The organism is Candidatus Nitrosopumilus sediminis (genome assembly GCF_000299395.1).
Lineage (GTDB): Archaea > Thermoproteota > Nitrososphaeria > Nitrososphaerales > Nitrosopumilaceae > Nitrosopumilus > Nitrosopumilus sediminis.
In genome coordinates, this window is sequence record NC_018656.1 from 687,153 (window position 1) to 701,611 (window position 14,459).

27 protein-coding genes are annotated in these 14,459 nt (G+C 31.9%); 15 read left to right on the forward strand and 12 right to left on the reverse strand.

Annotated elements, in window-relative coordinates; all coding sequences use genetic code 11:
- Nucleotides 1–138 precede the first annotated feature (138 nt).
- From NSED_RS10950 to NSED_RS04215, 4 genes are all read left to right on the forward strand, one after another.
- Nucleotides 139–264: a hypothetical protein gene (locus NSED_RS10950; RefSeq protein WP_016940374.1), complete on the forward strand. Its 126-nt coding sequence runs from the start codon at nt 139–141 to the stop codon at nt 262–264.
- A gap of 97 nt (nt 265–361) precedes the next feature.
- Entirely contained in the window at nt 362–943 is a 582-nt protein-coding gene (locus NSED_RS04205) for a hypothetical protein (RefSeq protein WP_014965008.1), read from the forward strand.
- A 44-nt stretch (nt 944–987) separates the two neighbouring features.
- Nucleotides 988–1,215, forward strand: coding sequence for a hypothetical protein (locus tag NSED_RS04210; RefSeq protein ID WP_026090134.1), 228 nt, complete (start codon nt 988–990; stop codon nt 1,213–1,215).
- 37 nt (nt 1,216–1,252) lie between these two features.
- A complete protein-coding gene (locus NSED_RS04215) occupies nt 1,253–1,483 on the forward strand; it encodes a hypothetical protein (protein ID WP_014965010.1) in 231 nt (76 codons plus the stop codon).
- 2 nt (nt 1,484–1,485) lie between these two features.
- Here NSED_RS04215 and NSED_RS04220 read toward each other — a convergent pair whose 3' ends face one another.
- Nucleotides 1,486–1,911 (reverse strand): hypothetical protein, encoded by a 426-nt coding sequence (locus NSED_RS04220; protein WP_014965011.1) that lies wholly within the window; start codon nt 1,909–1,911, stop codon nt 1,486–1,488.
- A 288-nt stretch (nt 1,912–2,199) separates the two neighbouring features.
- Nucleotides 2,200–2,424 (reverse strand): hypothetical protein, encoded by a 225-nt coding sequence (locus NSED_RS04230; protein WP_014965013.1) that lies wholly within the window; start codon nt 2,422–2,424, stop codon nt 2,200–2,202.
- Nucleotides 2,425–2,524: 100 nt separating this feature from the next.
- Between NSED_RS04230 and NSED_RS04235 the strand changes: the two genes are divergently transcribed.
- The gene (locus NSED_RS04235; protein ID WP_016940373.1) at nt 2,525–3,355 is read left to right on the forward strand and encodes a PEFG-CTERM sorting domain-containing protein; all 831 of its coding nucleotides are present in this window, start codon (nt 2,525–2,527) and stop codon (nt 3,353–3,355) included.
- Between the two features lie 142 nt (nt 3,356–3,497).
- Complete coding sequence (locus tag NSED_RS04240; RefSeq protein ID WP_014965015.1) at nt 3,498–4,940, forward strand: coiled-coil domain-containing protein; 1,443 nt, start codon at nt 3,498–3,500, stop codon at nt 4,938–4,940.
- Here NSED_RS04240 and NSED_RS04245 read toward each other — a convergent pair whose 3' ends face one another.
- Nucleotides 4,941–5,558, reverse strand: coding sequence for an O-methyltransferase (locus tag NSED_RS04245; protein WP_014965016.1), 618 nt, complete (start codon nt 5,556–5,558; stop codon nt 4,941–4,943).
- Between the two features lie 100 nt (nt 5,559–5,658).
- Between NSED_RS04245 and NSED_RS04250 the strand changes: the two genes are divergently transcribed.
- Both NSED_RS04250 and NSED_RS04255 read left to right on the forward strand, forming a co-directional pair.
- Nucleotides 5,659–6,036, forward strand: a complete 378-nt coding sequence (locus NSED_RS04250) for a DUF6659 family protein (RefSeq protein WP_014965017.1) — start codon at nt 5,659–5,661, stop codon at nt 6,034–6,036.
- Between the two features lie 28 nt (nt 6,037–6,064).
- Nucleotides 6,065–6,454 carry a hypothetical protein gene (locus NSED_RS04255; RefSeq protein ID WP_014965018.1) on the forward strand — a complete coding sequence of 130 codons (390 nt, stop codon included), beginning with the start codon at nt 6,065–6,067 and terminating at the stop codon, nt 6,452–6,454.
- Nucleotides 6,455–6,606: 152 nt separating this feature from the next.
- Here NSED_RS04255 and NSED_RS04265 read toward each other — a convergent pair whose 3' ends face one another.
- Both NSED_RS04265 and NSED_RS04270 read right to left on the reverse strand, forming a co-directional pair.
- Nucleotides 6,607–6,843 (reverse strand): hypothetical protein, encoded by a 237-nt coding sequence (locus NSED_RS04265; RefSeq protein ID WP_014965020.1) that lies wholly within the window; start codon nt 6,841–6,843, stop codon nt 6,607–6,609.
- Nucleotides 6,844–6,977: 134 nt separating this feature from the next.
- Complete coding sequence (locus NSED_RS04270; protein WP_014965021.1) at nt 6,978–7,217, reverse strand: hypothetical protein; 240 nt, start codon at nt 7,215–7,217, stop codon at nt 6,978–6,980.
- Between the two features lie 104 nt (nt 7,218–7,321).
- Between NSED_RS04270 and NSED_RS04275 the strand changes: the two genes are divergently transcribed.
- Nucleotides 7,322–7,717, forward strand: a complete 396-nt coding sequence (locus NSED_RS04275; protein ID WP_014965022.1) for a DUF6659 family protein — start codon at nt 7,322–7,324, stop codon at nt 7,715–7,717.
- Between the two features lie 62 nt (nt 7,718–7,779).
- Nucleotides 7,780–8,052: a DUF5615 family PIN-like protein gene (locus NSED_RS04280; RefSeq protein ID WP_014965023.1), complete on the forward strand. Its 273-nt coding sequence runs from the start codon at nt 7,780–7,782 to the stop codon at nt 8,050–8,052.
- On the opposite strand, the gene NSED_RS04285 is transcribed toward NSED_RS04280, so the two are convergent.
- Together NSED_RS04285 and NSED_RS04290 are read right to left on the reverse strand one after the other, a co-directional pair.
- Nucleotides 8,049–8,615, reverse strand: coding sequence for a hypothetical protein (locus tag NSED_RS04285; RefSeq protein WP_014965024.1), 567 nt, complete (start codon nt 8,613–8,615; stop codon nt 8,049–8,051). The two genes, NSED_RS04280 and NSED_RS04285, sit on opposite strands and share 4 nt — an antisense overlap.
- A gap of 9 nt (nt 8,616–8,624) precedes the next feature.
- Nucleotides 8,625–8,864: a hypothetical protein gene (locus tag NSED_RS04290; RefSeq protein ID WP_014965025.1), complete on the reverse strand. Its 240-nt coding sequence runs from the start codon at nt 8,862–8,864 to the stop codon at nt 8,625–8,627.
- 77 nt (nt 8,865–8,941) lie between these two features.
- On the opposite strand from NSED_RS04290, the gene NSED_RS04295 reads away from it, so the two are divergent.
- Nucleotides 8,942–9,193 carry a hypothetical protein gene (locus tag NSED_RS04295; protein WP_014965026.1) on the forward strand — a complete coding sequence of 84 codons (252 nt, stop codon included), beginning with the start codon at nt 8,942–8,944 and terminating at the stop codon, nt 9,191–9,193.
- Here NSED_RS04295 and NSED_RS04300 read toward each other — a convergent pair.
- Together NSED_RS04300 and NSED_RS04305 are read right to left on the reverse strand one after the other, a co-directional pair.
- Nucleotides 9,186–10,013, reverse strand: a complete 828-nt coding sequence (locus tag NSED_RS04300) for a hypothetical protein (protein ID WP_193353273.1) — start codon at nt 10,011–10,013, stop codon at nt 9,186–9,188. The two genes, NSED_RS04295 and NSED_RS04300, sit on opposite strands and share 8 nt — an antisense overlap.
- A gap of 37 nt (nt 10,014–10,050) precedes the next feature.
- Nucleotides 10,051–11,865 (reverse strand): CBS domain-containing protein, encoded by a 1,815-nt coding sequence (locus tag NSED_RS04305; RefSeq protein ID WP_016940372.1) that lies wholly within the window; start codon nt 11,863–11,865, stop codon nt 10,051–10,053.
- 149 nt (nt 11,866–12,014) lie between these two features.
- On the opposite strand from NSED_RS04305, the gene NSED_RS04310 reads away from it, so the two are divergent.
- Nucleotides 12,015–12,443 (forward strand): bifunctional nuclease family protein, encoded by a 429-nt coding sequence (locus tag NSED_RS04310; RefSeq protein WP_014965029.1) that lies wholly within the window; start codon nt 12,015–12,017, stop codon nt 12,441–12,443.
- A gap of 56 nt (nt 12,444–12,499) precedes the next feature.
- Complete coding sequence (locus NSED_RS04315) at nt 12,500–12,718, forward strand: hypothetical protein (protein ID WP_014965030.1); 219 nt, start codon at nt 12,500–12,502, stop codon at nt 12,716–12,718.
- Here NSED_RS04315 and NSED_RS04320 read toward each other — a convergent pair whose 3' ends face one another.
- Nucleotides 12,719–12,922, reverse strand: coding sequence for a hypothetical protein (locus NSED_RS04320; RefSeq protein WP_014965031.1), 204 nt, complete (start codon nt 12,920–12,922; stop codon nt 12,719–12,721).
- A gap of 36 nt (nt 12,923–12,958) precedes the next feature.
- On the opposite strand from NSED_RS04320, the gene NSED_RS04325 reads away from it, so the two are divergent.
- A complete protein-coding gene (locus tag NSED_RS04325) occupies nt 12,959–13,351 on the forward strand; it encodes a hypothetical protein (RefSeq protein ID WP_026090132.1) in 393 nt (130 codons plus the stop codon).
- A gap of 160 nt (nt 13,352–13,511) precedes the next feature.
- On the forward strand, nt 13,512–13,760 hold the full coding sequence (locus NSED_RS04330; RefSeq protein ID WP_014965033.1) for a hypothetical protein: 249 nt from the start codon (nt 13,512–13,514) through the stop codon (nt 13,758–13,760).
- On the opposite strand, the gene NSED_RS04335 is transcribed toward NSED_RS04330, so the two are convergent.
- On the reverse strand, nt 13,757–14,017 hold the full coding sequence (locus tag NSED_RS04335; RefSeq protein WP_014965034.1) for a hypothetical protein: 261 nt from the start codon (nt 14,015–14,017) through the stop codon (nt 13,757–13,759). The two genes, NSED_RS04330 and NSED_RS04335, sit on opposite strands and share 4 nt — an antisense overlap.
- Nucleotides 14,018–14,195: 178 nt before the next feature.
- The gene (locus NSED_RS10460) at nt 14,196–14,336 is read right to left on the reverse strand and encodes a hypothetical protein (protein ID WP_016940369.1); all 141 of its coding nucleotides are present in this window, start codon (nt 14,334–14,336) and stop codon (nt 14,196–14,198) included.
- Between the last annotated feature and the right edge of the window lie 123 nt (nt 14,337–14,459).

Genomic DNA, 14,459 nt, shown 5'->3' on the forward strand with positions numbered 1-14,459 from the left:
AAATTTGGAATCTCAAACAATTGCATTTCATTGAATATTTTCTGTGATTCCTAAGGCTAGAAAAATCTCCTATTTTAAGAAATTTTCTGAATTTAGAAGAGCTTATTTCATACCCATTTTATGATAATGTGATTTCTAATGGTTAAAGGCTACTGGGAAAAACGATTCAAGAAAGAACTTGTAGAGGAAGAAGATAGGCTCAAACAGGAAGTCGCTGAGGCGGTAAGGAAGAAACTAGACGAACTTGAAAAATCTGAATCTTAATTTTTCAAAAATACGAATACTTTTAGCCTAAATCCCTTATAGTAATAAATCCAAAACTAATTAATAGTTGACCTGTATTATATAGGTCGACCTATAAATGGTAAGTCAACATGAGCCTAACTTTGAAATGCATGAGCGTGAACGAATAGTTCTAGAAACTATCAAAAATAATCCTGAACTGCATCACAATGCATTGCTAAAAGAAATTGTTCCGGAATATATGGCGAAAACCACCTTTGAAAAAACAAGAGATTCTTTACTTGAAAAAGAAGTCATTTCTGTAAACAATAAAGGAAATATGAAATTTTATCTTCCTGTTGAAAATTATGAGGAAAAACTGCAACATCGAATTGAAAGAAATACAAATAATTCATACCATGATTTGAAATTAAAAATTAAAAAATTAGATGCTGATTATTCTCACAAAGATGTTGATGAAAAAATATCTATTGCAAATTCATTACTGAGAAATTTGATACTCGTTGATAACGGATTCACCGTCTTGGATTCTGCAAAAAATCCAAAAAAGACATTATACCACGATGAACATTTGACTATCCAGCAATTGATTCATCATGTTTTTGAACTAATCCGAAAAGACAATTCATGCGAGATTATTTTTCCAACCATTGTCAGCAATCTGGGTGTTCTCATGCCGCCGACATCATTGGATAAATAGGATTTCATCTAGTTATTTATTCGGGTTTATTCTATGTTGATCCTATGGGATTACTATATACCAAATTTTACATGGATTTTGATGATGATGAATGGAAGCAAATTTCAAACAATCCCATAGTTTTTCAAACTATCAAAAATGATGTTATCTTAGAAATAGAAGATACATCACATAAATCGTATAAAATTAATTTCAAACAAGGTGGGAAACTCAATATGTTTAGAGTTACGGGAAAATTTCGTCTAACGTGGGATGATGATGATGTTGTCTAACTCTATCAAATAATAATGGGGTGTGCAAATAATTTTCATGGCTTTAGAAGAAGAAATAAAAATAATTTTAAATAATTTTGAAAACACGTCCACGGAAAAATTCCTTGGTGTTTTAAATCAAATAAAACCTCATTTTAAAAATGAAATAATTTCTGATTATCTTCAAGGTAAAATTCAGAATATTGAAGACTCTGCAGAAGAATTTGAGAAAAAGAAACAATGTAAGGCATTATTGCCCTACTTTGATTGGTATTTACAAGGATTGTAAAACTATTCTGAAAAATTTCTTATTTTCTCTAATGCTGTCCTGATTGTTCTGAGATCTTCTCTTGCCCGGAGCATGTCTCCGACTAGATTTACGAAATACTCATGACCTGTATCTTCTGCTTTATGAATATCTGATTCATAACATGTTAGTGCTTTTTCTAAAAATTGTTTTTCTTCTTGAAGATCATTCATGACTTGAATGTCTTCAAGTCCATCATGGATTTTTACAATCACTTCATTGATTTTTGGAACTGTTTTTCTTGCTTGTTGATTTAAAACCGATGCAAACATTGCTGCCGAATCTTTCAACTCTGGACTATCATTGAGTGTTTTTAATCTATTTTTGTAGTGATTTAATGATTTTAAAATTATTTCATATCCTCCTTCTTCTTTGATGTAAATTCCACCTAGCCAAATTTTTTCTGACATGTCTGAATGTTTTTACATGTGTTGCTATAATTTAGTTTTCAAATTGGCACTAGTATGATTTCTTCTTGTTTTTAATATATTAGAAATTCATACTGAAAACATGAATGTTTCAAATGATTTTGGAATGAAAAAGCTTGCCGCACATTGCCCCATGTGCCTAATTGATTCGCTGTACTGCGGTACTATCCCTACTGAAATTAAATCTCTTACAAACAAAGAAGTGTTATTTTGTAAGAGCTGTAAATTCGTGATTGCGGTAGATGAATACAAGAATATGTTGTATCAGGTTTAAACACCAGAATGTTCCTTTAATGATGGCTCATTTTTGTTGATCAGATATAGCAAAACCCCTGCTAGAAATACGCCCATTCCACTAATGCCCACAAACGTTCCTGTATTTTTGATAAATCTCAAAAATGGGTCTGTTTGACCCAGTTCGATTGAATAAAACATTACTAGGCCTGACGAGAACATAACTATCCCAGTAATTGCAATCACTATGCCCATTTTCATACAATGAATGTAATTTTCTAATTAATAAATAACAAGAACAAAAATGTGTACCTTGATGAACAGAGTAAACTCTTTTAATTAATTTAGATTATGATCTATTATGAATCACTTGTTTGTTTTTTTGGTAATTGCATTATTATTTACTATTCCCCTGTCTGTTGAAATTTTTGCACAGACAGAATACGAGATTAAAATCCCATCTGGCGCCTCAGATCCTAATGCCCCATTCTTTTGGTCTGAAAAAAGCACTGGTGTGACAACTGGCGAAATCACTATTTATCCTGGTGATTCAGTTACATGGAAAAACGCAGACACTGCATTTCATACAATAACATCTGTATCTGCATCCAGTATTGAAACTGGTGATTTTGAGGTAGATGGATTATTTGATAGCGGATTTTTCACTGCAGGGAAATCTTATACTAGACAATTTAATGAACTGGGAGATTTTTACTATTATTGCAGTATCCATCCTTACATGAATGGAGTAGTTCATGTAATTAAAAATCCTGGTAGTGTTAAAACAATTGATAGGGTGGCATCAGGATATTCTGATGATGGTTTAGGATTTAATATAAAATATATCTTAGACACCAATTTGCAAAACACGGTTCATATTAATCCGGATGAAAAAAGCTTGACATTTACAATTTCAGGCGATACTGAAAGCGAACAATTAATTCTCATTTTACCACCCGAACTAATTGAAAATCCAAACACTGCATGGGTTGATGGGGATATGACTAATTTTGAAACTGAAGATACTACAACAGGAACAAAATTGATAATTCCAATTTCACCTAATTCTAAGGAAATTAAAATTATGGGTTCTCAAGTGATTCCTGAGTTTGGTCAAATTACTGTAATGATCCTCGGAGTATCTATCGTCTCAGTGATAATTTTGAGTCAAAGAACTAGGATTAGGATTTAGCAGCAAATTAGCCTCAAAACATATGGCCGTCTATTTTGCATATGAAAATTCTTTATAAAATCATCTAAAATTCATTTTTATGTGAATAATTTTTAAAAAGTTATTTTTACTAGATTCAATCAAAAATCAATCATAAGAAAAAATGACTGGATTAAAACATCTATCACTTTCTCAAACGATTCAAAAAGTAGATGCTCTCATTGATAATGGGAATGGGGATGCTGGACGTCTATATCATATATTGGAATTTTTAAAAAACAACAAACCTTTGTATCGTTCAGATAAAATTTATCTTGAAAATAAATTAAATGCTTCATTCTCTGTTGAAGATGAACCTGAAGAAGAAAACCCATTACTTCCAAAAATTAAAGAATTGATAGATTCTGGAAATGGGGATTTGGGAAGATTACAATCAATCTATGATGCAGTAGCAAGCAACAAACCTTTGTATTATTCAGATTCTCTTTATTTAGAATCAAAACTAAACTCACAAAATAATGTTCATGTTGTTGAATCTAGTTCTGAAATATATGGGGATGATGCATTGCCTACATCTCCGAAGATAACAATAGAGCCAGAAAATCCCAAAAAAATTCAAGGTACAATGCCTAAAGGTTGGTCTGTTGAAGCCAGACCTGAAGAATTAGAAAAAATCACTAAAGATATTTTAGATGAAGAGAAGAAAATTAAAAATCAACAGAAAATTAATGAGGAAATTAATCACCAACGTTCCAATTTGTCACACTTAATATCTCACAGAAAAGAATATGAGGAAAAAATTACTAAAGAAAAATCACTTCTTGAATCTCAAATTAAAGAAGAACGGATTAAAATTGAAACTCAAACAAAATTATCAAATGAAATAATTGCACAAAAAGAAGAGCTTGAAAAAGTAAAAAAAGATAGAGCGTCTATAATAAAAAAAATTGATTCTGAAAAAACAAAAATTTCTCGAGAACTTTTATCACAAAAACGGCAACTTGCACAAGCACAATTAGAGCAGGAAAAAATCGAAAAACAAGTCACTAGAGAACAAGAATTGTTGGCTAAAATGGCCTCTGAACAGAAATTACGTCTTCTGGAACAGGCACAAATTGCCCATGAAATAAAGTCTAGACAGGCTGAACTAGAAAAAACCAAACAAGATTATGATGAAATTGTTTCTCAGGTAAAAGAAGAAAAAGCAAAGTTTGCTGAATCTGAAAAATTAAAGAAATTGATAAAATCTCAGGAGCAAGAATTGATTATTGCCAAAGAAAATAGACTTGATCTTATCAATACTATAGCTAAAGAAAAAGAATTAATTCTAAAAAAGACAGAAGAGGAGAAATTAAAATTAAAATCTCAAACTGAATTAGGCAAACAGCTCAAAAAAGAAGAAAAAGCATATGATCTATTAAAAAAGAAGAGAGAAAAAATCGAATCTCAAATAAAAATTAAGAATAAGAAACTCAAAGAAAAACAAGACAAGTTGAAAAAACAAATTGCTGAAAAAAATAAAAAACTAAAATCGCTTGCAAAAAAACCCTCGGAAAAAAAGATAACGAAAAAACCTGTGCAAAAGAAAATTAGTAAAATGAAATAGCTATTTTATTTTGATTGTTATTTCTTCGCCATTACCAATGGGCAATGTTGTCGTTCTCACATTAGGATTGACTTTTAGATAGTCTGAGAATTTTTTCATATCTGCTCTATATTTTTCAGGATATAGCATATTGTCTGTTATTATTATTCCTCCTGTAGATGCCATTGGTAAAATCAGATCAAAGTATTCTATGATGTTTTCTTTGTCAGCATCAATTAAAACAAAATCAAAAAAATCTTTATTCTCTTCTTTCATGTTTAGTTCTTTTAAGATATTGATCGCAGTTCCCTCTTTTATTGTCACAATATCTGTCACCTCAGCTTTTTGAAAATTCTCATATGCTCTTTTTATTTTATCTGGGTTTTTCTCAATGGTAATGATTTTTCCAGAATTTTCGCTAATTGCCTCTGCACACCAAATTGCAGAATACCCTACTGATGTGCCTACCTCAAGCATGTATTTTGCCTTTTTTAGGCGTAATATCATATCTAGAAACTCCCCTGTCTCTTTTGTAATTGCCAACATTCTATCTTTTTGCGGCACATCCACTCTTCTTGATTTTTCAAGACTGGATTGTTTTTCTAATTCTTTTAAGACATTTGAAATTGAATTATTCATCTAATCTTTGTGATTGTGATGAAATTTAATTTTTCTTAAAAAATTCGTTTTTAAAACATTTCATAGCTTATATTTGCCAAATGATTTTTCTTAGTTAGATATGGCAACAAAAAAAGTGGATCTCCTTGATATAGTACAAAAAATCCTAAAATTGGACTCTAAAATGAGATTTGCAGCTATCATCGATGCTAAAGGCAATATACGAGAAGGAATTATGAAGACAGGTAAAACTAGTCTTAAATCTCAAAAAGAAGAAGAACATTTCTGTAAACAAGTTGCAGAAAGACGTTCTATGAGAAAAGAATTTGATAGTTCGCTTGGAAAAGTAAGATATGTTCATGTTGAAAGGGAAAAAGTTTCTCAGATGGTAATTTACACCAAAAGAAATATTATATATTTTACAATGGAGCCTGAAATGCCTATTAATACAAAAATTAGATTAATAACCAAAATCAAAAAAATAACTGCTGATCTTTAATATCTGAATATCTTAAATTCAAATTGATATGAATTCTTACAAATATTTGGGTGATTCAAAAATGTTTGAATACGACAAATATTACCGTGAATGTCAGCAACAAAACAAACCGTTTATCAAGGCAAAAATCAATCCATTACACAAAAATTATTTTGTTCAAATTGATTTAATGACATGTAATTACGAATTATCAAATTCTGAACAAACATCAATTAAAAAACTGGTTAAAAATGAAATTGATTATGTAAATTCAAATTCAAACTATGATTTCCAAGGATTTAGTATTGATGAAGAACTAGCTTGGTTTGACGGTATATCTTCAGAGCATCTTGATGAGTTTTGTAATGCCCTTTATGATTTGGCTCAAAAAAAAATCATAGTTAAAACCGTATTAAATTTTTCAAGATTTTATCAATGATTTGTATTTCTTCCCTTCTTTCTCTTATTGTAGATTTATTCCATTCTTTTGCAAATTCTGATTGCTTATCAATTCTTTCTAAAGCTTCGATATACTTTACAAGGTGGATTTTGTAGTCATGGAGCAGATCTAGATGCTTGTTGTGGTTTTTTTCAGTTGGTGTAGCCATCCCATTCACCTTCATTGATATCTGGAAACATGTCTCTTATTCGTTTTTTGTCTTTCTCCATGGCTTCTATCCTCTTTTCTAAATGATTTTTGATTGCAGGTTCTCTTTCAACCTCTCTTTCTTTTTGAATGTCTGAGATTACTCTGCAAAGTGACTTGTAATACGAAATGTGATTTTTTTTAGATTCTTCTGAGATATCTTCTTTTTTAACATCCAACATATTTCATGATTTGATTGAAAATAAGTACTTGATGATTGTGCTGTTGAAATTAAGAAATAATTTTGCATGGATTAAAATTATCATTGCATTTTAGTTAATTCTGAAATTTCACATATTGGTTTGAATTTTAATTTTTATTTTCGTGTCATTTTACGTCCCAAAAACGCAATAATCCAACCTACTCCAATTAGTCCTGATCCAAACAAAATATTCCATTCATAATATTTAGTATATTCTTCTTCAAATCTAGGATCTTCTAAAAATTGTTCTTGTGGTATGTCCGTAAGGAATAATGCCCAAAATGAAAATCCTACAAACAGAACTCCTAATGCAAAAAATGCAATCATGACATATTTTGGAGCTCCATGTATCATGCCATGCCTATAGAAATCCCCTATATGGACTGTAACTTTTTATTTTTTACAAATGTATTTTGAGCAAATTTCATTAAATATGATGAAAACTGTAATCACTGCATATGTCTGATAAAGAATTTCCAATTGAAGATATTAAAAATAAGATTGCAAATATTTTACTGGAACCTGAAATAAGATTTTGCGGCCTGATTGATAATACTGGTGAATTAGTTGCAGGTGACATGAAGGCTGGATTGGTTCCTTTTGAGACTGATGCAAGGCGGAAGCAAATGTACCAAGAATTAGCTCATCGAGTAGCAAATAGAACTGGCTTTGATGCTAATTTGGGCCGTGTAAAGTATTCTTCCTCTAGGAGGGAGAAAGTTGTAATGATGAGCTTTCCTATTGGAAAATACATCGTTTTGGTAATTGCAGAGCCTGGTGTAAATATAGATAGACTTGGTTGGAAGATAATAGACAAGCTTGGAAATCAGTGGTCTGAATTTCACGGATTTTAATTTTAATTTCATTTATGTTGAAAATGTTTTACACTAATATTGAAATTAAATAATTAATCTATATGAAAATTCTAGTTGATGAGAATTTAGATGGTATGGATGAGAGATTGAAGGGATTGGGGTTTGATGCGTACAGTGTAAGAAAATTACAAATGGAAGGAAAAAAACTTGCCTCTGATTATTCTATAATTAATTATGCCCGTGAAAATGACATGGTCATAGTTACAAAAGATACTGAATTTCGTAAAGCAAGCGAAGAAAATGACTTTCCTCTAATTTTACTTGATGATGAAGAAATCCTTAAAGTTATCATTGAAAAATTAAAAAAACTCTAGTTAACATTATTTGAATCAATTTGTGATATTCTTAAATTTGCAAGAACCTCGTTAAGAAAATCTTCTTCTTGTTGGTGTGTTATGTTAATCATGATGGATTCCCAACAATCATTAATTTTTCTGATAATCTGTGAATACATTTTGTCTTTTTTAAACGCAGGATAGTATGATAATAATTTCATTATTCCATCAGTTGACTGTACAATATTGATTTGATGAATAATTGATCTTAGTCTTTCATGAAATGAAAATTTTTCTTCTTTGATTGTTGTTTCAAAATTGGATATTTCATCATATATCATTTCTATCTCTTTATGCAAATTTTTGAGTTGAGCATTAACTGATTCGGATAAATTGATCAATTCGTATTCAATATGGGATCTGCTGTGAACTTTTTTGTCTATTTCACCTGATTCTACCAATGCGCTAATTTCTCTATAAACTATTTTTTCATTGCCTACTTTTTCTATGACTCTCTTGGCAAGTTCTGTCCCTCTAGTTTTGCCATTCTCATTTAGTATTCTGATGATTTCTGTTTTAATAATTTCTGAATTTTTATCCATGATCTTTCACTATTTTTGTTTTTGATATTTCTCTAGGACTGCCTTTTCTCCAATCTCATTAATCTCTAAAATTAAATCCTCTAAAATCTTAATTCCTTTTTGTATGGGCTCTTTTTCTAAATTTTTGTATTCTAGTTTTTGTTTGAGAACCATTCTTTCATTGTTTACAAAACTCAAAAGTGGAACATTTTCTCCCATATTCAGATTGGTAAAAAAATCGATGTATTCTTTTGTTGATTTGATTGCCATACTTTAGAATCTTGATGCTACTATTTGTTTGAAAGCCTGCAAACTAGGTTTATTTAGAATTTTTATGTATATTTCATATGGATAGTTGTGATAGGCGCGTTCGTTCTTACAAAAATGGCAAAACCTTTGATCAGTGCAGAGATGCTGCTGAATCTATGAATCCTGATTTCAAAAGACATATCGAAGAACACGGGAGAGTTCTGTGGAGTGAGATCTTAGATATGGTGGATCATGATGAGATTACTTACAAACTAACTTTGAAATTTCTTAGACGTGACGGCTATGATATTGGCAATCATAAAATTCCTGAAGTAAAAAAATTCATTTAGTATTGTTTACTTTGCAGCTTCCATCTGCATTTCTTAATTTTTTTGCCATCATATATGGTGTCACAAGTAGTATTGGGATTGATATTGCAATAAACACCGTTTGTAATTGTGATAGTGCAATAGATAATGCAATCCCACTTGCCGTCCCGACAAATATCGACAAAAATGTACCTGCACATGTCGGGCAAGCAATGAATAGCCCTGCCGCTGCTCCTATTGAACTAGCTCCTCGTCCTTTTTTAGAAATTGAATATGCATTTACTGCGATTGCTGTATTGAGTCCAACCAAATATGATACAATTACTTGTAACACTAGATTTATTGGGATTATTTGCAATCCTATATGCTCTGTCAAGTAAATGATTATTTTTGGCATATACCCTGGCCCATCACAACATGGCGCAATAAACCCCGATGGGATTGTTGCCCCGTAATGTATGGCAAAATTTACTTCTGGTTGATAAACTAATGTTCCTGAAACCAATGAAAAAAACACCCCGTACCCGATAAATGTGATGACCAAAACTTTTCGAGATTTAGAATTCCATGTTGTAAGAGCAATAATTGTTGAAAGATCTTTTCCTCCAATCTCTACTTTTTCTTTATGATACCTATACATTCCAAACGCAATTGCTCCGAAAGATATTACCAATATTACGTAAAATCCAAAGGCTATTCTTTGAATTGAATCAATAGCACTGGGTGTAAGTAATTCTGGATCTTGATATCTGCCATAAATCAGAAACAGAATTAGAATTGATACAAATCCGAAAACAATTAGTTTTTTCCCTTTTCCTGTACTTTTTTTCTCCACCGTCATAATTTTGATTTTACTCCATATGAAATTAAATTCTATCTTAGCTGAGTTTAGGAACAAAAATGTAGATTATTGCAATAATTTCTAATCTGCCAAAAATCATCAAAAATCCCAACACAACTTTTGTTGCAGGATCTGTTTCAAAATCGATTACTCCTGCTGAAAGTCCTCCTGTCGTAATTACTCCTACTGATTCAAAAAATGCATCTTGAAATGGGACATCTTCTATTGCTGAAAGGTGTAATCCTGAGATAGCTGATATTGTAGGAAACAATGCTAAAATGATGAGAGTCGATATGACCTCTTTTTTTGCTTGATGTGGCAACTCTGCTCTTCTTGCTTTGCTAAGTAATGCTCTTACATCTTTGAGGTGGAATAATCTAAATATTTTCAAACCTCCTGCTGTTGAAAATCCACACCCTCCAATAAACATCAAAATTATCAAAATAGTGTGTGCCCCACCATTTAATCCTGCAAGACTTTCTTGCTGTAGTCCTGCAGTGGTGCTTGCTGATACAGAATAAAACGCACTCTGCATTGGATCTAACCCACTAATTCCCATAAACAAAATTGTCGCACCACCTAAAATTGCAAAATACACTAAAACCTCTTTTCCAAGTTTTGGTGAAAGAAACTTCTTTCTTACAAATGCATAGTGGAATGTAAATGGTAATGCTCCTAGAATCATTGCTCCCATTAAGATTAAGTGTTCTTGCCAAACTAATCCATCAAGAATTGTCGATGTGGGTGTAAATCCTCCAGTTGCAAGAGTGCTCATTGCCAATGAAAAATTATCAATAATGTTTCCTTCTCCAAACACATACAACAAAGATGCCACAATTACAATGTAAATGGTGAAGATTACTGTGATTGTTGAAAATAGTTCTTTCATGTGAAGTGTTCTACCTGATATGAAACCACGCATTGACTGTAATTTTGATTCTGGGTAAAATGCTGTAATTACCAAGTAGATGAAACTCATTCCTCCTACAAGTTGGGTGTAACTTCTAAAGAATGTGAAACTCTGAGAGAGTTTTTCTGGCTCGTCAAACAATGATATTCCGCCCGTGGTAAATCCTGCGGCACTTGAAAAGAACGCGTTACTAAACATCTCTACAGTCGTTTCGGTACTTGGCAAAACATAGAGATACGGTACAGTTCCAAAAAGCGATAGTAAAAACAGGCTTGCAAATACCAGAATTGACGCTTGTTGTAGATTTAGACTGGATTTTTCACCATACGAATTCAGAAAAAAGCCAGTTACTAGTAAAAGTACTGTTGTCAGGTATATTCCAGTTGCAGTCGTGGTATCTTCTAATATTGTAGCCACAATTGCTGGAACAAGTAGTAAAACTCCTGCAAATTGTAACACAAAACCCAGGTTTCCTAAAATTGATTTTACTGGTGGGCTTAAAAGTCGTGGAGCAGTTGCAGTGGCATCTCTGATAACATTTGCAATGACTGATTGAAAAATCATTCCCACCACTTGATTCTTTTTTGATAGGACTGGAAGCTTTCTAATGTTGTTATCTCTCATTTTATGTAGTGCATCTTGTAGTGTAGATTTTTCATTTATTGTGATAAGTGGAGTACTCATAATATCTTTCAATTTTGTAGCTTCGGCATAGACTGTAACATCGCTGACTTTGCTTAAGATATCTTCATCTGTAACAATTCCTACTGGTTGATTGTCTTTGTCTGTTACAATAATGTCGTCTGTCTCATAATGTCTTAACATTCTGGCAGCTTCACTAGTTTGAGTATCAAGATCAAGTATCAACACATCCTTGTCCATGTAGTTTGAAACGTACTTGCTTAGAACATATGATACGGCACGTTCTGGATTTGTTGACATAAAGCTACCTCAGTTGGGGATTTTAAATAATTTGGGGTTGCGCATAAATTTTGATCGTTTAAAAATAATTCACCATTTTTTATTGTTGCTTTGATCTCGTATTTTTGCTATCTTTATAAGCACTGAAACATAAGTTTATGCGTAATACGATGCAAATTGATCAAGAACAAGATCCTGATTACGATTCTGTAAAAATTGATTATGTTGGGTTTGTTGACCCTTACGCTGTAGAAGGCATGGTTGTTCTAAAATCTGATGAGGGAAAGGAATTCCATATGAGGGCTTTTTCAGGAGAAGTAGCAAAACACATCTCAAGTTTTGGCGAAACACACGGAGAAGCGGCCCCATCAATTTACAAAATGATTGAGGAGATTTGTGAACAAAATGAATTGGTTCTAGTCAAAGTAAAAATCTATGAAAGTGGGGATGTATTGCGTGCAAATCTTTACTTTACAGGAAAGAAAGACCTTGTATTGAGAAATTATCGTGCCTCTGACGCAATGGCATTAGGCGCATTTTACAATATTCCAATTCTTGTAAGGAAAAATCTCCTAAAAGAAAGTGTAGAGGCAGAATAGTCTTAGAATTGATATTTTTTCGAATGGTTTTTCTTCTAGTGCATTAATGAGTAGTCATGAATGAACAAGAACAACTAATGGATAATCTACTGAATGTAGATCTTGAAATTATTGATGTTGTCCGTGAGCTACATCAGACTAATTGGGATTCTATGTCATTAAAACACCAAGTTGGAGATTTACTAAAAATTCGTGATGAGATGGTACAAAAATTAATGTCTCAAAAAGGTGATGACCACTCATGTGATTGTGGCCATGAGCATACACATGAATAATTAATTCAAATCTTCAAAAAAATTATCTGGAAACATATTCTTAATTTTTGTTATCTCTAACTGATAATTTTTAATCTTCAATTCAATTTTTTCCCTTTCATCTCCCTGTACCTTCTCTTTGGATTTCTCCAGCCTTTTGATTTGATTTGATAGTGTTTTGTACATGATGGAAAATTCTGGAAAGTTTTCAGGAAGTTCTGTCATTAAATAGATTAAATACACATCTTACTAATACTGGTTATGAAAATCTTGATTTTGTCAATACTTGTATTGTTCATTGGGGTTGGCACTGCTTTTGCAGATCCTATAACTGCTCAGACCTCTTCTGAGGATAAAATACATTTTGTTGATGAGCAAATCATGATCATGGCCGACATATCAAACAATCAAGACACACAACAAAATTTTGCATATATCACTCAAGTAAAAACTGATGAAGATGTGGTCGTCTCTCTTTCTTGGCTGACTGGCTCTCTGTCTCCTAGGCAATCTTTTTCTCCTGCACAATCGTGGATTCCTACAGAATCTGGGACATATCATATTCAGGTATATGTTTGGGAAAGTATTGATCATCCATCAGCTTTATCTCCCCCTTTGTCGATGACTGTTAATGTAATTGAACGGCAAACTTGATCTTAAAATGTGCTTCATAATTCGGCAAACTCATCATGTATCAGTTATAGCTTAGTTTGTTGGTTAATCATCAGCATTTTTCATTGTGATTTCTATGGTATATTATTATCCAATTAATAAAAATCAGAACCTTTTTGAAATGATTCGTTTTCATTACAATATGGTTAATTTTGAAAAAGTGTATCAACAAATTGCGTTGCAAATAATTAAGAGATGTCATGGTGCAATCAAAATTACCAAACATGGAAAAGTAATCGAAGTCTATGATACCAAGCGTCACATTTGGAGTCATGGATTAGCTGGTCTTATAATAAAGGAAGAATGCCGAAATGCAAATTTGCGTGAATGGGAATTTGCAAATGTCAGAACATATGTCATTAAAGAATTACTTGGAAAGCCTGAAAGTTAGTATGCTACTTTCCTGATTAAATGTGGTTCTTTTAACATAATTGTATCATCTCTAGTTGATGACAAATCCACTTGTTTGAGATTATAATTTGTAATTACAATTAATGCCTCGCATCTTGAACATAGGATTGTTTTTCCATTTGATCTTTCTTCTCTGATAACATCTTTTTCCAATCTGTCTTCTTTTTGACATGTTGGGCAGATTCTTGGTTCTTTCAATATTGTGATTATCTCTTTGATGAAGATTGTTTTGCCCATCATGTACAATTTTCAGAGGTTACTAATGAGTTGTATTGTTAATTGGTGTCAGCAATCCATTTTGAATGTCAAACCGTTTTAATCATTCAAAATTAGAACGAATGGTATTCAGCATATTCCCAATCTAACCAATTAACATTATTTTGTAGTTTTTCTTGAAAATATATTTTTGGACTTGTCAAATTGCTTTTTTAAGCAAGTCATTAATTGCCCGTGAATAACTATGTGACGAATTCTCTTTTTTCATGACTTTTGCCTGATATGCTCTGATTCTCTTATCTAACTCATCATCGACCATGATTGTTATTCTCCTTGCCATGTTGCAATTTCATGATTTCTATATTTAATCCAGAATAGTTTTTCTCCCTGTGGTAATTTCATGTATCTTTAATAGCTTGATTAAACACATTGATATGAATTTTATAATATTATGTTAAAAATC

Bases quoted from the DNA above. Each gene is read 5' to 3' on its own strand.
- NSED_RS10950 (WP_016940374.1), top strand. From the start codon at position 139: ATGGTTAAAGGCTACTGGGAAAAACGATTCAAGAAAGAACTTGTAGAG.
- NSED_RS04205 (WP_014965008.1), top strand. From the start codon at position 362: ATGGTAAGTCAACATGAGCCTAACTTTGAAATGCATGAGCGTGAACGA.
- NSED_RS04210 (WP_026090134.1), top strand. From the start codon at position 988: ATGGGATTACTATATACCAAATTTTACATGGATTTTGATGATGATGAA.
- NSED_RS04215 (WP_014965010.1), top strand. From the start codon at position 1,253: ATGGCTTTAGAAGAAGAAATAAAAATAATTTTAAATAATTTTGAAAAC.
- NSED_RS04220 (WP_014965011.1), bottom strand. From the start codon at position 1,911: ATGTCAGAAAAAATTTGGCTAGGTGGAATTTACATCAAAGAAGAAGGA.
- NSED_RS04230 (WP_014965013.1), bottom strand. From the start codon at position 2,424: ATGAAAATGGGCATAGTGATTGCAATTACTGGGATAGTTATGTTCTCG.
- NSED_RS04235 (WP_016940373.1), top strand. From the start codon at position 2,525: ATGAATCACTTGTTTGTTTTTTTGGTAATTGCATTATTATTTACTATT.
- NSED_RS04240 (WP_014965015.1), top strand. From the start codon at position 3,498: ATGACTGGATTAAAACATCTATCACTTTCTCAAACGATTCAAAAAGTA.
- NSED_RS04245 (WP_014965016.1), bottom strand. From the start codon at position 5,558: ATGAATAATTCAATTTCAAATGTCTTAAAAGAATTAGAAAAACAATCC.
- NSED_RS04250 (WP_014965017.1), top strand. From the start codon at position 5,659: ATGGCAACAAAAAAAGTGGATCTCCTTGATATAGTACAAAAAATCCTA.
- NSED_RS04255 (WP_014965018.1), top strand. From the start codon at position 6,065: ATGAATTCTTACAAATATTTGGGTGATTCAAAAATGTTTGAATACGAC.
- NSED_RS04265 (WP_014965020.1), bottom strand. From the start codon at position 6,843: ATGTTGGATGTTAAAAAAGAAGATATCTCAGAAGAATCTAAAAAAAAT.
- NSED_RS04270 (WP_014965021.1), bottom strand. From the start codon at position 7,217: ATGATACATGGAGCTCCAAAATATGTCATGATTGCATTTTTTGCATTA.
- NSED_RS04275 (WP_014965022.1), top strand. From the start codon at position 7,322: ATGTCTGATAAAGAATTTCCAATTGAAGATATTAAAAATAAGATTGCA.
- NSED_RS04280 (WP_014965023.1), top strand. From the start codon at position 7,780: ATGAAAATTCTAGTTGATGAGAATTTAGATGGTATGGATGAGAGATTG.
- NSED_RS04285 (WP_014965024.1), bottom strand. From the start codon at position 8,615: ATGGATAAAAATTCAGAAATTATTAAAACAGAAATCATCAGAATACTA.
- NSED_RS04290 (WP_014965025.1), bottom strand. From the start codon at position 8,864: ATGGCAATCAAATCAACAAAAGAATACATCGATTTTTTTACCAATCTG.
- NSED_RS04295 (WP_014965026.1), top strand. From the start codon at position 8,942: ATGGATAGTTGTGATAGGCGCGTTCGTTCTTACAAAAATGGCAAAACC.
- NSED_RS04300 (WP_193353273.1), bottom strand. From the start codon at position 10,013: ATGACGGTGGAGAAAAAAAGTACAGGAAAAGGGAAAAAACTAATTGTT.
- NSED_RS04305 (WP_016940372.1), bottom strand. From the start codon at position 11,865: ATGTCAACAAATCCAGAACGTGCCGTATCATATGTTCTAAGCAAGTAC.
- NSED_RS04310 (WP_014965029.1), top strand. From the start codon at position 12,015: ATGCAAATTGATCAAGAACAAGATCCTGATTACGATTCTGTAAAAATT.
- NSED_RS04315 (WP_014965030.1), top strand. From the start codon at position 12,500: ATGAATGAACAAGAACAACTAATGGATAATCTACTGAATGTAGATCTT.
- NSED_RS04320 (WP_014965031.1), bottom strand. From the start codon at position 12,922: ATGACAGAACTTCCTGAAAACTTTCCAGAATTTTCCATCATGTACAAA.
- NSED_RS04325 (WP_026090132.1), top strand. From the start codon at position 12,959: ATGAAAATCTTGATTTTGTCAATACTTGTATTGTTCATTGGGGTTGGC.
- NSED_RS04330 (WP_014965033.1), top strand. From the start codon at position 13,512: ATGGTTAATTTTGAAAAAGTGTATCAACAAATTGCGTTGCAAATAATT.
- NSED_RS04335 (WP_014965034.1), bottom strand. From the start codon at position 14,017: ATGGGCAAAACAATCTTCATCAAAGAGATAATCACAATATTGAAAGAA.
- NSED_RS10460 (WP_016940369.1), bottom strand. From the start codon at position 14,336: ATGGCAAGGAGAATAACAATCATGGTCGATGATGAGTTAGATAAGAGA.